The organism is Streptomyces sp. NRRL F-2664, from assembly GCF_000719345.1.
GTDB lineage: Bacteria > Actinomycetota > Actinomycetes > Streptomycetales > Streptomycetaceae > Streptomyces.
The window spans coordinates 47,609-60,572 of record NZ_JOFX01000014.1 but is presented as its reverse complement, the minus strand read 5'-3'; the positions used below and the strand labels follow the sequence as shown (position 1 = coordinate 60,572).

At 72.8% G+C, this 12,964-nt stretch carries 10 protein-coding genes; 7 read left to right on the top strand and 3 right to left on the bottom strand.

Translation table 11 applies throughout. The features are described 5' to 3' along the window. Positions 1 to 33: 33 nt before the first annotated feature. Positions 34 to 2,265 carry an FAD/NAD(P)-binding protein gene (locus IF89_RS0115360; RefSeq protein WP_051807087.1) on the top strand — a complete coding sequence of 744 codons (2,232 nt, stop codon included), beginning with the start codon at positions 34 to 36 and terminating at the stop codon, positions 2,263 to 2,265. On the opposite strand, the gene IF89_RS0115355 is transcribed toward IF89_RS0115360, so the two are convergent. After that, positions 2,252 to 3,529: a M6 family metalloprotease domain-containing protein gene (locus IF89_RS0115355; RefSeq protein WP_030767135.1), complete on the bottom strand. Its 1,278-nt coding sequence runs from the start codon at positions 3,527 to 3,529 to the stop codon at positions 2,252 to 2,254. The two genes, IF89_RS0115360 and IF89_RS0115355, sit on opposite strands and share 14 nt — an antisense overlap. A gap of 292 nt (positions 3,530 to 3,821) precedes the next feature. On the opposite strand from IF89_RS0115355, the gene IF89_RS0115350 reads away from it, so the two are divergent. From IF89_RS0115350 to IF89_RS0115335, 4 genes are all read left to right on the top strand, one after another. Then, positions 3,822 to 4,550, top strand: coding sequence for a TetR/AcrR family transcriptional regulator (locus IF89_RS0115350; protein WP_078628314.1), 729 nt, complete (start codon positions 3,822 to 3,824; stop codon positions 4,548 to 4,550). Positions 4,551 to 4,612: 62 nt separating this feature from the next. Then, positions 4,613 to 6,151: an MFS transporter gene (locus tag IF89_RS0115345; protein WP_030767129.1), complete on the top strand. Its 1,539-nt coding sequence runs from the start codon at positions 4,613 to 4,615 to the stop codon at positions 6,149 to 6,151. Positions 6,152 to 6,261: 110 nt separating this feature from the next. Continuing rightward, positions 6,262 to 7,080, top strand: a complete 819-nt coding sequence (locus IF89_RS0115340) for a dioxygenase (RefSeq protein WP_043193966.1) — start codon at positions 6,262 to 6,264, stop codon at positions 7,078 to 7,080. Between the two features lie 505 nt (positions 7,081 to 7,585). Continuing rightward, positions 7,586 to 8,563, top strand: a complete 978-nt coding sequence (locus IF89_RS0115335; protein WP_030767124.1) for a sigma-70 family RNA polymerase sigma factor — start codon at positions 7,586 to 7,588, stop codon at positions 8,561 to 8,563. 82 nt (positions 8,564 to 8,645) lie between these two features. On the opposite strand, the gene IF89_RS0115330 is transcribed toward IF89_RS0115335, so the two are convergent. Continuing rightward, positions 8,646 to 9,620, bottom strand: coding sequence for a helix-turn-helix transcriptional regulator (locus IF89_RS0115330; RefSeq protein WP_030767122.1), 975 nt, complete (start codon positions 9,618 to 9,620; stop codon positions 8,646 to 8,648). Positions 9,621 to 9,682: 62 nt separating this feature from the next. Here IF89_RS0115330 and IF89_RS0115325 point away from each other — a divergent pair, with 62 nt between their 5' ends. Next, on the top strand, positions 9,683 to 11,245 hold the full coding sequence (locus IF89_RS0115325; RefSeq protein WP_078628313.1) for an MFS transporter: 1,563 nt from the start codon (positions 9,683 to 9,685) through the stop codon (positions 11,243 to 11,245). A 91-nt stretch (positions 11,246 to 11,336) separates the two neighbouring features. On the opposite strand, the gene IF89_RS0115320 is transcribed toward IF89_RS0115325, so the two are convergent. Next, positions 11,337 to 12,104, bottom strand: a complete 768-nt coding sequence (locus IF89_RS0115320; RefSeq protein ID WP_030767117.1) for a DUF6227 family protein — start codon at positions 12,102 to 12,104, stop codon at positions 11,337 to 11,339. Between the two features lie 192 nt (positions 12,105 to 12,296). On the opposite strand from IF89_RS0115320, the gene IF89_RS0115315 reads away from it, so the two are divergent. Then, the gene (locus tag IF89_RS0115315; RefSeq protein ID WP_030767115.1) at positions 12,297 to 12,938 is read left to right on the top strand and encodes a vitamin K epoxide reductase family protein; all 642 of its coding nucleotides are present in this window, start codon (positions 12,297 to 12,299) and stop codon (positions 12,936 to 12,938) included. Positions 12,939 to 12,964 lie beyond the last annotated feature (26 nt).

Sequence of the window (12,964 nt, the reverse complement as noted above, 5' to 3'; positions counted from 1 at the left end):
CCGCCGTTCCCCCGATCACTGAATGAGGTGCCCGTGACCACCCCCCGAGCTGACGCATCCGGCCCGCCCGCGGCGACGCCAGAGCCCTACCGGCTCGCCGTCGTGGGGGGCGGTCCGCGGGCCACGTACGCCCTGGAGCGGCTGTCGGCGACGATCGACCGGCTGGGGGAGGGGCGCCGCCTGGAGGTGCACCTCTACGAGCGCACCGGCGCGTTCGGCGCCGGCCGGGCCCACGCCCCCGACCAGGCACGCACCAGCTACCTCAACCGCATCGGCGCCCAAGTGGGCTTCGCCGCCGACGAGACCGTGACCGGCGCCGGACCGCTGCGCCCGCCGGCCGAACGGCCCACCCTGCACCAGTGGTGCCGCCGCCGGTTCGAGCAGACCGGCGACCCGGACTTCGACCTCGGCCCCGAGGACTGGCCCCGGCGCTACGTCCACGGACTGGCCCTGCGCGACATGTTCGACACCTTCGCCGCGGACCTGCGCCGCCACCCCGGGGCGGCACTGCACCTGCACCACGCGGAGGTCGTCGACATCGCCCCCGCCGACGGCGACCGGCTGGAGGTCGTCACCGCGGACGGCGACCGCCGCACCGCCGACGAGGTGCTGCTGCTGACGGGCCACTCGTACCACGACCCGCGGCGCACCGCCGACGCCCGCCCCGCCATCGGGGAAGGCACCCGCCACGTCCCGCACCCGTACCCGCTGGAGACCGTGCTCGACGCCGGCAGCTGCGGACCGGACACGGTCGTCGGCTGCGCCGGCATGGGCCTCACCGCCATCGACACGATCCTGCACCTGACCGAGGGCCGCGGCGGCACCTTCCACCACGACGGCCGCCGCCTGGTCTACCGGCCCTCCGGCCGGGAGCCCGCGGCCGTCGTGGCGTTCAGCGGCTCCGGCCTGTTCACCTTCGCCCGCCCCGACAACCACAAGCCCAGCGACGGCGGCGGCGACCACCCCGGCACCTTCCTGACCCGCGAGGCCGTCGACCAGCTGCGCGCCCACGTCGGCCGGCCCCCGGGCGGCGACGGCACCGGGCGCCGGCAGCTCGACTTCGAACGCGATCTGCTGCCGCTGGTCGTCCTGGAGATGGCCCACCTGCACTACGTCACCCTCTTCGGCCCCGGCGCGGCCCTGCTGCTGACCCAGCGGGCCCTCCCGGGCCACCTGGCCTTCGTCACCGGCACGCCCGCCGACGGGCCCGGCGCCCTGGCCGCACCCCTGGAACGGGCCGTCGACGAGATCGCCGACGTGCTGGAGGGCGTACTGCGCGGCAAGTGCGCCCTGTTCGCGGCCCAGGCCGGCGTGTCCTGGCCGGTCCGCGACGTGCTGCTGCACTGGACGAGGACCGTGTACGGGACCTCGGCCGAGGCCGAGGTCCGCCGCTGCGTCGACCGCTCGCTGCCGCCCGGCCCGGTCACCGATCCGCTCGACTCCGAGTGGGGGCTGGAGACCTACCTCCACGGCAACCGCTTCGACTGGCACCGCGCCGTCGCCCCGGTCCCGCCCGCCGCTTCCCCCGAGGAATTCCGTGCGGCGGTCGCCGCGTTCATGGCCCGCGACCTGCTGTGGGCCCGCCAGGGCAACCTGCGGAACCCGCACAAGGCCGCCGCCGACGGCGTCTGGCGCGACCTGCGCCAGGTCATCTCGTACGCCGTGGACCACGCCGGCCTGACCCCCGCCTCCCAGCGCCACTTCCTCACCACCTACGTACGCCACCACAACCGGCTGGCGAACGGCGCGGCCGCGGAGGTCATGGCGAAGATGGCCGCCCTCGTCGACTGCGGTCTCCTCGACGTCGGCGCCGGACCGGGCGCCCGTACCCGGCTCGACGGGCCCACCGGCCGGACCGTGGTCGAAGGCCCGCACACCGGTCTGTCGCGGCCCGTCGACGTCCTGGTCGAGGCCCGCATGCACGGCTTCGACCCGCGCCTCGACGTCCTGCCGCTCTACCGCAACCTCCTCGGCCGGGGCCTGGTGCGGTTGTGGCGCAACGAGTCGGCGGACGGCGACGTCTTCCGGCCCGGCGGACTCGACCTGACCCCCCGGTTCCACCCCGTGGCCGCCGACGGCACCGCCGACCCGCGACTGACCGTTCTGGGCGTGCCCTGCGAGGGCGCCCGGTCCTTCCTCCTCTCCGCGCTGCGCCCCGACGCCGACCACTACGTCATGCGGGACACCCTCGTGTGGCTGGACGGCTTCTGGCCGCGGGCGACGGGGCGGCCGGCATCCGCCGGGCAGGGCGTCACGGGCGGGTGACGCGCACCTGGTAGCTGCCGTCGGGCCGTTCGCCGACCACCGAGATGCTGATGCCGGCCTTCTCGTCGGTGAAGGTCTCGCCCGGCCGGAACGGCGCGTCCGACAGCTCGGCGTGCACGTTGGGCCGCCGGGTGCACCCGCCGCTCGCGTCCGAGCTGTCCGAGACGGTCACCGGGCCGTGCCCGGTGTCCACCTCGGAGTCCACCTTGTAGATGAGGACGCCGGGGCGGCACACCGCCTCGTCGTTGCCGGCCTGCGTCCGCACCTCCACGGCGTACCCGACGCTCTCCGACAGCGGTACGAAGGCCAGCTTCATGCCGCCCTCCACCGCCAGCGGTGTCAGGACGTGGTCACTGGTGCCCGGCTTCGAGGCGCAGGAGATCTGCGTACTGTCCAGCCAGCCCAGCTTCCACTTGTGCCAGCCCATCAGGTCGTTGTTGGCGCCCCAGTCCTCGCTCATGATGTCCCAGTGCCCGACGGTGTTCCCGCCGTCGGAGGTGTACAGGTCGGGCAGCCCGAAGACGTGGCCGTTCTCGTGGGGGAGCACCCGGTAGCCGGTCTCCCGGTAGGTGCCGGAGCCGTCGTCCTGCCGGCTGTAGACGAAGGACGTGTTCGACAGCGGGACCCCGTCCGCCGTCGGCGCCTCGCCGTTGCCCGAGAAGGTCACCGACAGGACGGTGTCCAGGGCGGACGGTCCGGCGTTCGGCGTGACCAGGATGTTGACCAGGTCGTACCGGCTGAAGTCGACCTCGGGGTCGGCCGCCTTCGCGATGTGCTCGACGAGCCGGCGGTAGCCCGGATCGTAGGAGGACCCGCGCTCGATCCCGTACGCCGCGAACGGCATCGGCATCCGCAGCCAGGCCTTTATCGGGGTCTCGGCCCGGTAGGCCAGCCGGCCGTAGGAGCTGGTCCGGAACCATTCGGATGTCTGGGGGAAGAACTCCGCCAGCCGGTCCAGCGCCGTGCCCTCGCCCTTGGCGTCGGGGAAGTCGATCATCAGGTTCAGTGCCCGGACCTCACCCGTCGAGCGTGCGTACCCGGGCGGCGTCGGCATGCCCTCGGACATCTGCACACCCATCGTCCCGGCGATCCGGCACGGTGCGAGCGCCGACTCGACGGTCGTTCCCGCCGGCCCGGCGGCGGACTGGCCGCGGCCGGACATCTCCGTACTGGCGGTCGCGGTGACACCGATCGCCAGCGCGGTCAGCCCGATGTACGCGCCGGTCAGGCGTGGTGTGCGTATCCGGTGGCGGGTCTGCGTCATGGAGCTCGCCTTCGGGTCCGCGGCAGCCGGCCCTGTCCGGTCTGCGCCCTGTGCGCTCACCCTCCGCCGGGCGCGCCGCGCCCGCGCGTCGGGAGAGGCCAAACGGTGTCGAGGGACCCTCGGGTGCGTGACCCGGATCACACGGAGGAGTGAAATAACCGGGGAGGAGTTCCCCGTTTGCATGGGAGTCCCGTCAAGCGGGGAGCGGCTCCCCGTTTGGTGGGCCGGGCTCCCGTCCCGGCGGCACCGCCCGTACGCCAGCTCCGCCCGTCACCGCCAGGGAGGCCCCGCGATGAAGCGCCCCACCACGACCGCCGCGGCGGCTCCGCCCGCCCCGGAGCCGGCCGTGTGCCCGGCGTCCGCACCCTCGGGCCGCTCCCGCGTCTCCCGCGAGGGGGCCGTTCCGCGGCCGCGCGCCGACGCCGTCCGCAACCGGGAGCGGATCCTGGCGGCGGCCCGCGAGGCCTTCGTCGAGTTCGGCGCGGCGGCCCCCCTCGACGAGGTGGCCCGCCGGGCGGGCATCGGCAACGCCACCCTCTACCGGCACTTCCCCGACCGCGACACCCTCGTCCACCACGTCGTCCTCTTCACGACCGAGCGGGTCACGGCCTCCGCCGAAGCCTCTCTGGCCGAGGAGCCCGACGCCTTCGCCGCGCTGTGCCGCTTCACGCACACCGCCGCCGACGAGCGGATCGGCGCGCTGTGCCCGATGCTCGCCGACGGGTTCGACCGCGACCACCCCGAACTCCTCGCGGCGCGCACCGCCTTGGCGGCGGCCGTCGAGACCCTGCTGGCCGCCGGCCAGGAGGCCGGGCTGGTCCGCGCGGACATCGGCACCGGCGACCTGATGGTCGCCCTCTCCCAGCTCAGCCGCCCGCTGCCGGGCACCGCCTGCTTCGACACCGACCGCTTCGCCCACCGTCATCTCCAGCTCTTCCTGGACGGACTGCGGGCCCCGGCCCGCTCCGAACTCCTGGGCTCCGCAGCCACGTTGGACGACCTGACGCTGAAAACCATGTGACACCGCCAAAGCTTACGAAATAGCCTTTTTCCGTCATTCCGCACAGTGAAGTGGGTACCCCCATGCCGCAAACAGCCGCGACGCTCCCGTCGGCTGCCGATCCCAGCCGCTGGAAGGCCCTGGTCTTCATAGCCCTGGCCCAGCTGATGGTCGTCCTCGACGCGACCATCGTGAACATCGCCCTCCCCTCGGCCCAGACCGACCTCGGCATCTCCGACGGCAACCGCCAGTGGGTCATCACCGCGTACGCGCTGGCCTTCGGCGGACTGCTCCTCTTCGGCGGGCGCATCGCCGACAAGTGGGGCCGCAAGAACGCCTTCGTCGTCGGTCTCGTCGGCTTCGCCCTGGCCTCCGCGCTCGGCGGCGCCGCGACCGGCGAGGCCATGATGCTCGGCGCCCGCGCCCTCCAGGGTGCCTTCGGCGCCCTGCTCGCACCGGCGGCCCTCTCCCTGCTCGCGGTGATGTTCACCGACGCCAAGGAGCGGGCCAAGGCCTTCGGCATCTACGGCGCGATCGCGGGCGGCGGCGGCGCCGTCGGCCTGATCCTCGGCGGCTTCCTCACCGAGTACCTCGACTGGCGCTGGACCTTCTTCGTCAACATCCCCTTCGCGGTGGTCGCCGCCGTCGGCGCCTGGATGGTCATCCACGAGCCCGCCGGCTCCCGCAACCGCGCCCCGCTGGACATCCCCGGTGTGGTCCTGTCCACCACCGGTCTCGTCGCCCTCGTCTACGGCTTCACCCGCGCCGAGTCGGCCGGCTGGTCGGACGCGGTGACCGTGGCCATGTTCGCCGCCTCGGCGGCCCTGCTGGCGGCGTTCGTCCTCGTCGAGTCCAAGGTGAAGTCCCCGCTGCTGCCCCTGCGCGTCCTGCTGGAGCGCAACCGCGGCGGTGTCTACCTCTCCCTCGGCCTGGCCGTCATCGCGATGTTCGGCCTGTTCCTCTTCCTGACCTACTACCTCCAGGTCGTGAAGGGCTTCTCCCCCGTCAAGACCGGCTTCGCCTTCCTGCCGATGATCGCGGGCATGATCCTGGGCTCCACGCAGATCGGCGCCCGGCTGATGACCCGCGTGGCACCGCGCCTGCTGATGGGCCCGGGCTTCCTTGTCGCCGCCGCCGGCATGCTGCTGCTGACCCAGCTGGAGGTCGGCTCCTCGTACCCGGCGCTGATCCTTCCGGCGCAGCTGCTGCTCGGCCTCGGCATGGGCACGGCCTTCATGCCGGCCATGTCCCTGTCCACGCACGGGGTGGACCCGGCCGACGCCGGCGTCGCCTCCGCCATGGTGAACACCTCGCAGCAGGTCGGCGGCGCCATCGGTACGGCGCTGCTGAACACCATCGCCGCCTCGGCGACCACCGCGTACCTGGCCGACCACGCGGCCGAGGCCGCCGCCGGCGGCCCCGCGGCCCGGCTGGTGCAGGCGCAGGCCATGGTCGAGGGCTACGCCTCCGCCATCTGGTGGGCGGTGGGCATCCTGGTCGCCAGCGCTGCCGTCGCCCTGACGCTGATCAACACCGGTCGGCCGGGCGCGGGCGACCCGGTGGCCTCGGGGTCCGGCGCCGCCGAGGACGCCGAGTTCAAGATCCCGGTGATCGCCCACTGACAGCGGCCGCCGGCCTCCGGGAATGACCCGACGCCCCACTTGGTTCAAGTTTGAACCAAGAGGGGTCGGTCTTTTCGAGGCGGCCCCGACCGACGACGGAGGAGCGCGTCATGAACCCGGCCCCCGCACCCCGGGCCCCCTCGGCCCCCGCAGACACGCGCATGCCGGCGCTGTACCTCAGCCACGGCGCGCCGCCCCTCGCGGACGACCCGGTCTGGCCCGGCGAGCTGGCCGCCTGGTCCGCGAACCTGCCGCGCCCCGCCGCGATCCTCATGGTCTCCGCCCACTGGGAGGAGGCCCCCCTGGCCCTCGGTGCCACCGCACCGGCCCCGCTGGTGTACGACTTCTGGGGCTTCCCCGAGCACTACTACCGGGTCCGCTACGACGCCCCGGGCGCCCCCGGGCTCGCCGCCTCCGTCCGGGCGCTGTTGCGCGCCCCGGGGATGCCGGTCCAGGACATCCCGGACCGCGGGCTGGACCACGGCGCGTACGTCCCTCTCGTGGAGATGTTCCCGGAGGCCGACATACCGGTCCTGCAGGTGTCCCTTCCGACGCTGGAGCCGCGCCGCCTGATGGACCTCGGCCGCACGCTGGCACCCCTGCGCGACGAGGGCGTCCTCATCGTCGGCAGCGGCTTCTTCACCCACAACCTGGCCGCGCTGCGGCACACGGGCCCGGGCGTGCCCGCCTGGTCCGCGGAGTTCGACGCGTGGGGCCGCGAGGCGCTGGCCGCCGGCGACGTGGACTCCCTGCTCGACTTCGAGGCCAAGTCCCCCTCCGGCCGTCTCGCCCACCCCCGTACGGAACACTTCGCTCCGCTCTTCGTCACCCTCGGCGCCGCCGATGCCACCGGCGACCTCGCCACCCGCCGCGACCCGGTGGACGGCTTCTGGATGGGCCTGTCCAAGCGCAGCCTCCAGTTCGGCTAGGGGGTGTCGCGAAAGTCCCGCGCCGTGCGGGACTTTCGCAACATCCCCCTGGGGCGGCCCCGGCGCCCGCGGGCATGACGGCGCGCTCGCGGGGTATCCGGCCTTCGCTCGCCGGTCCAGGCAACCGGAAGACGGCGGGGGTCGTCTTCAGGGGCGGAGTGCGGCCGAGGGCGGCGCGATCCGGAGTGAACGCGGCGGCGCCGAGCGTGACGACCGTCTCACGGACCGGTGGTCCCCACGGGTCCGCGGGTGGCGTCGGACGGACCGCCGTTCCGGGTCTGACCTGCACCTCTTCGAGATTCCGGGGTCCCAGGCCCCGTCCGAGGGCGGGGCAGGATACTGCAAGATCTCGGAAAAGAGGGGCCAACGTGGGAATTCTGTCCCGTTTCCAGTCGTTGTTTCCTTCGGAAGCGGGCACTCGGGAGAGTGTCCGAGGGCGCACCACCGCACACCGGTGGCCGTCCGGCAGCCGCACCGCGACCGAACTCATCGCAAGGGAGCACGCATGGCAACCCGCGCCGTCGCCCGCAGTCAGTCCACGAGCAGCGCACGCTCCGTGGGCGGGGAGATCGCAGACCGCGACCTGGTCGGCATGTACCTGGACGAGATCGCGCGCACCCCGCTCCTCGACGCCGCCAGGGAAGTGGAGCTCTCCCAGATCATCGAGGCCGGTGTCTACGCCCAGCAGATCCTCGACGGTGCGGCGGAGCGGGACGGGGACTCCGTGACCCGCGAGGAGCTGCAGGCCCTGGCCGCCGAGGGCCAGCGGGCCAAGGAAGTCTTCATCCGCTCCAACCTCCGCCTCGTCGTCGCCGTCGCCCGGCGCTATCCGCGCAGCGGCCTGCCCCTCCTCGACCTGATCCAGGAGGGCAACGCCGGCCTGGTCCGCGCCGTGGAGAAGTTCGACTACACCAAGGGCTTCAAGTTCTCCACGTACGCCACGTGGTGGATCCGCCAGGCGATCACCCGCTCCATCGCCGACCAGTCCCGCACCATCCGCCTCCCCGTCCACCTGGTCGAGGAGCTCGGCCGGATCCGCCGCGTCCAGCGCGAGTTCAACCGGGAGAACGGCCGCGAGCCGGAGCACGCCGAGATCGCCGCCGAGCTGGACACCACCGAGAAGCGCGTCGGGGACGTACTGGACTGGGCGCGCGACCCGGTCAGCCTCAACATGTCGGTCGACGACGAGGGCGACACGCAGTTCGGCGACCTGCTGGAGGACACCTCGGCGATCTCGCCCGAGCAGTCCGTGCTCTCCCTGCTGCGCAGCGAGGAACTGGAGGACCTGCTCGGCAAGCTCGACCAGCGCACGGCCTCGATCATCAAGATGCGGTACGGGATCGACGACGGCCGCGAGCGGACCCTGACCGAGGTCGGCAAGCAGCACGGCCTGACCCGCGAACGGATCCGCCAGATCGAGAAGCACGCCCTGCTGGAGCTGAAGCGGATGGCGCGCGACACCGGTTTCGACGCCGTGGCCTAGGGCGTCCCGCCGCCGAGCCCCCTGTACGAGCCCCGGTGCCCATCCCCCCCGGGCGCCGGGGCTCCCCCCTGCCTCGGCCGGCTCAGCCGTCGGCCTCCCGCCGGGATCCGGCTCCGCTCAGGCGCGCCCCCAGCATCCGTGCCGCCTCCGCCAGGGAGCCCGGCTCCCGCACCTTGAAGGGAAGGCCCGTCAGGGCCAGCCGGGCCGCCAGCCACTCCGGCGCGTCCCTGCTCTCGAAGCGGACCACGGTCGCCGTCCCGGCGGGCCCGCCCGGCGCGGCGGCGGCGCGCAGCCACTCGGGCAGCTCCGCCGCCCCCGCCTCGAAGGCGACCTCCACCGCGTACGGCCGCGCACCGTGCGAGCCGAGCCCCCGCCGCACGAAGTCCTCGGCATCCATCGGCAGCTCCCGCGGAGCGAACCGGGCCCCCGTCGCGAAGGCGTCGGCCACCCGGTCCACCCGGAAGGTCCGCCAGTCCTCCCGCTCCAGGTCGTAGGCGACCAGGTACCACCGGCTCCCCGTGCTGACCAGCCGGTAAGGCTCCACCAGCCGCCGCGAGCCGACCCCGTCCCGCGCCCGGTAGCCGAAGCGCAGCCGCTCCGAGCCCGCCACCGCCGACGCCATCGTGGTCAGCGTCCGCGGGTCCACGCTGGCACCGTCCCCCCGGGTCAGTGCGATCGTCGCGGACTGCAACGTGCCCACCCGGTGCCGCAGCCGGGACGGCAGGACCTGTTCCAGCTTCGCCAGCGCGCGCACGGAAGCCTCCTCGACGCCCTCGATCGCATGCCCGGCCCCCGCCCGCAGACCCACCGCGATCGCGACGGCCTCCTCGTCGTCCAGCAGCAGCGGCGGCATCGCCGCCCCCGCCACCAGCCGGTAGCCGCCCTCGGCACCGAGGGTGGCCTCCACCGGGTATCCGAGCTCCCGCAGCCGCTCGATGTCGCGCCGGATCGTCCGCGCGCTCACCCGCAGCCGCGCCGCCAACTCGCTCCCGGGCCATTCGCGCGGGGTCTGCAGGAGGGACAGCAGGGAGAGCAGCCGTGCCGGTGTGTCGGTCATGTGATCAGGTTGCCAGCGAAATAGGACACTCACTGACCTAGATCCCGTCTAGGTTTCTCCTCATGACCACCGAGACGTCCATGACATCGCCCGAAAGAGAGAACGGGCCCGCACCGGAAGAGCGGGACGGCGTGGCGCACGCCGCACCCGGCCCGGCCCCCGACCGCCGCCGCTGGCTGGCGCTCGCCATCGTGATGACCGCGGCCTTCATGGACCTGGTCGACGTCACGATCGTCAACATCGCGATACCCACCATGCGCCAGAACTTCGGCGCATCCACCAGCGCGATCCAGTGGATCACCGCAGGCTACGCGCTCGCCTTCGCCGCGGGGCTCATCACCGGCGGCCGTCTCGGTGACATCTACGGGCGCAAGCGCCTCTTCCTCGTCGGCATAGCCGGCTTCACCGCCGCCTCGCTGCTGTGCGGTATCGCCGCGGACCCGGCCATGCTCGTCGCCGCCCGCATCCTCCAGGGCGCCATGGCCGCCCTGATGGTGCCGCAGGTGCTGGCGATCATCCACGTCACCTTCCCGCCGCAGGAGCGCGGCAAGGTCTTCGGGATGTTCGGCGCGATCGTCGGCCTCGGGGCCGTCTCCGGCCCCATGCTCGGCGCGCTGCTCACCCAGTGGAACCTCTTCGGCCTCGAATGGCGCCCGATCTTCCTGATCAACCTGCCCGTCGGCATCGCGGGCGTGATCCTGGGCCGCAAGTACATCACCGAGTCCAAGGCCCCCCAGGCCCTGCGGCTGGACCTGGTCGGTGTCGTCCTCGCGACCCTCGCCCTCGTCATGCTGATCTTCCCGCTCACCCAGGGCCGCGAGAACGGCTGGCCGCTGTGGGGCTTCGCCTGCATGATCGCGTCGCCGTTCGTCTTCGCCGCGTTCATCGCGTACGAGAAGTACAAGATCAAGAAGGACGGCTCCCCGCTCGTCGAGCTCTCCCTCTTCCGGGTCAAGAGCTTCGCCGGCGGCATCGCCGTCCAGCTGACCTTCGGCATCGCGACCGGCATCTTCTTCCTGGTCTGGACGCTCTACATGCAGATGGGCCTCGGCTGGAGCGCCCTGCGCGCGGGCACCACCGGCATCCCCTTCTCCATCGCCGTCTCCGTGGCCGCCGGGCTCTCGGTCGAGAAGCTCGTCCCGCGCTTCGGCCGCAAGGTGCTCCAGGCGGGCGCCCTCGTCATGGCGGCCGGCCTGCTCCTCTACATCTGGGAGTCCGAGCACTACGGCCTGGAGATCGCCTCCTGGCAGATGGCCGCCCCGCTGATCCTCATGGGCATCGGCATGGGCCTCATCGTCGCCCCGCTCAACGACACCACGCTCTCCGAGGTGCCGCGCCGGGACGCGGGCTCGGCCTCCGGGCTGATCAACACCACCGGCCAGATGGGCAACGCGCTGGGCCTCGCCCTGACCTCCGTGGTCTTCTTCGGCCTCATCGAGGACGACATGGTCTTCGGCCCGCCCTACGTCGAGGCGTTCCGCGGCGCGCTCTGGTGGGTCGTGGCCGTGCTGGTCGTGATCTCCCTGGTGATGTTCCTGCTTCCGCGCAGGGCGATCCCCATGGAGGAGCGCGAGGGCGCCGCCGAGCACACGGACAGCTCCCCCGAGAAGGTGCCCGCCCTGTAAGCCCTGCGCCGGTTCCTCCCGCGGACGTGCCCGCCCCTTCGAGGGCGGGCACAGCCGTCGTGCGTGCCGCGGCCGGGACGCCGAAGGGGGCTCAGCCGACGCGGGCGCGCAGCTCCATCGCCCCGCGCGCGGCGGCCTCGCTGTCGTACACCTCGCACATGTGCCGCCCGTCGGGCGTCGCCGTGTGCTCGACCTCCCACAGGCTCAGCTCCGTCCCGTCCAGCAGCACGAAGGCGTGCTCGTACAGGTTGAAGCCCGCGTCCCGACCGTTCGGCAGGCACCGCCGGGTGCCGAACGCCTGCGTGATGTGGTGCGCGTACGCCGCCCGCAGCCGTCCCGCCACCGCCTCGCCGGGCCGGTCGGGGTTCTCCGCGCGGCGCAGCACCCGGCGCGCGTGGTCGGCGGACTCCTCCACCACGTACTCCCGGTGCCGGGCCCGCGGCGGCCCTGCCGCGAACAGGGCGCCGAACAGCCCCGGGTCGTCGTCCTGCTGCTCCTCACCGCAGAGCGCCGCCGGATCCGTGACCGGCCCGGCGGCGGACCCGAACAGCCTCACCACTGCCAGGCAGGTCTCCGCCCTGCTCGCGAAGACCTCGTGCCGCACCGCCCGATCCCCCTCCAACCGGTACGACAGCTCCCACAGCGAGACCGCACCGCCGTCGGCCAGCAGGTAGGTGTGCCGTCGCGTCTCCCGCCAGACACCCGCCGCCGGGTCGTGGTGGGTGGTGTGCAGCGAAGAGCTGTGGGCGAGGGCCGAGCCGAGGCGCTCGACCAGCCGGTCGGGCAGATCGAAGGAGTTGAGGGCGCGGCCGAGGAGTCGGTCGAGGTGCGCCTCGGTTGTCTCGTACGGATCGCTCAAGGTGGGTCTCCAGGCCGTCGCAGCTTGTCACTTCGCGGAAGCTCAACGTAACCCCTGGCTCTGACATCACGTCCGGGGTTCGGTAAAACGTCCGGGAAGCATCGGCGGTTCCCGCCACACCTTCAGGTCAACCTGCGTACGCATGGGCATGGTTGGCCCCGCTCTGGGAGGACGAGGGGGACTATGGGCCACATGGCTACGAATACAGTGGGCGTCCCGCGCCAGCAGGGACGGCCCCGCACCGCACACGAGGACGAACGGGGCGCCGCGCCGCGGGGGTTGGCCTGGCTGCTGGCCGTCACCGGCGCCGCCGGGGTACTGGCCTCCTGGGTCATCACCCTCGACAAGTTCCTCCTGCTGGAGGACCCGGACTTCAAGCCCGCCTGCAGCCTCAACCCCGTGGTCTCCTGCGGCAGCGTGATGCAGAGCGATCAGGCGCAGGCCTTCGGCTTCCCCAACCCCATGCTCGGCCTGGTCGCCTACGCCGTCGTGGTCTGCGCCGGCGCCGGCATCCTGGCGGGCGCCCGCTACCGCGGCTGGTTCTGGCTCGGACTGAATGCCGGCATGCTGTTCGGCACCGGCTTCTGCGCCTGGCTCATGGTGCAGTCGCTGTACGAGATCAACGCGCTCTGCCTGTGGTGCTGCCTGGCCTGGGTCGCGACCCTGCTGATGTTCTGGGCGGTCACCGCGCACAACGTCCGCACGGGCGTACTGCCCGCCCCCGGCCCGCTGCGGGTCTTCTTCACCGAGTTCGGCTGGGCTCCGCCCGCCCTGCACATCGGGGTGATCGGGATGCTGGTCCTCACCCGGTGGTGGGACTTCTGGACCGGCTGAGCGCCGCCGCCTGCGCGGCACGCGCG

Bases quoted from the DNA above. Each gene is read 5' to 3' on its own strand.
- IF89_RS0115355 (WP_030767135.1), bottom strand. From the start codon at position 3,529: ATGACGCAGACCCGCCACCGGATACGCACACCACGCCTGACCGGCGCG.
- IF89_RS0115350 (WP_078628314.1), top strand. From the start codon at position 3,822: ATGAAGCGCCCCACCACGACCGCCGCGGCGGCTCCGCCCGCCCCGGAG.
- IF89_RS0115345 (WP_030767129.1), top strand. From the start codon at position 4,613: ATGCCGCAAACAGCCGCGACGCTCCCGTCGGCTGCCGATCCCAGCCGC.
- IF89_RS0115340 (WP_043193966.1), top strand. From the start codon at position 6,262: ATGAACCCGGCCCCCGCACCCCGGGCCCCCTCGGCCCCCGCAGACACG.
- IF89_RS0115335 (WP_030767124.1), top strand. From the start codon at position 7,586: ATGGCAACCCGCGCCGTCGCCCGCAGTCAGTCCACGAGCAGCGCACGC.
- IF89_RS0115330 (WP_030767122.1), bottom strand. From the start codon at position 9,620: ATGACCGACACACCGGCACGGCTGCTCTCCCTGCTGTCCCTCCTGCAG.
- IF89_RS0115325 (WP_078628313.1), top strand. From the start codon at position 9,683: ATGACCACCGAGACGTCCATGACATCGCCCGAAAGAGAGAACGGGCCC.
- IF89_RS0115315 (WP_030767115.1), top strand. From the start codon at position 12,297: ATGGCTACGAATACAGTGGGCGTCCCGCGCCAGCAGGGACGGCCCCGC.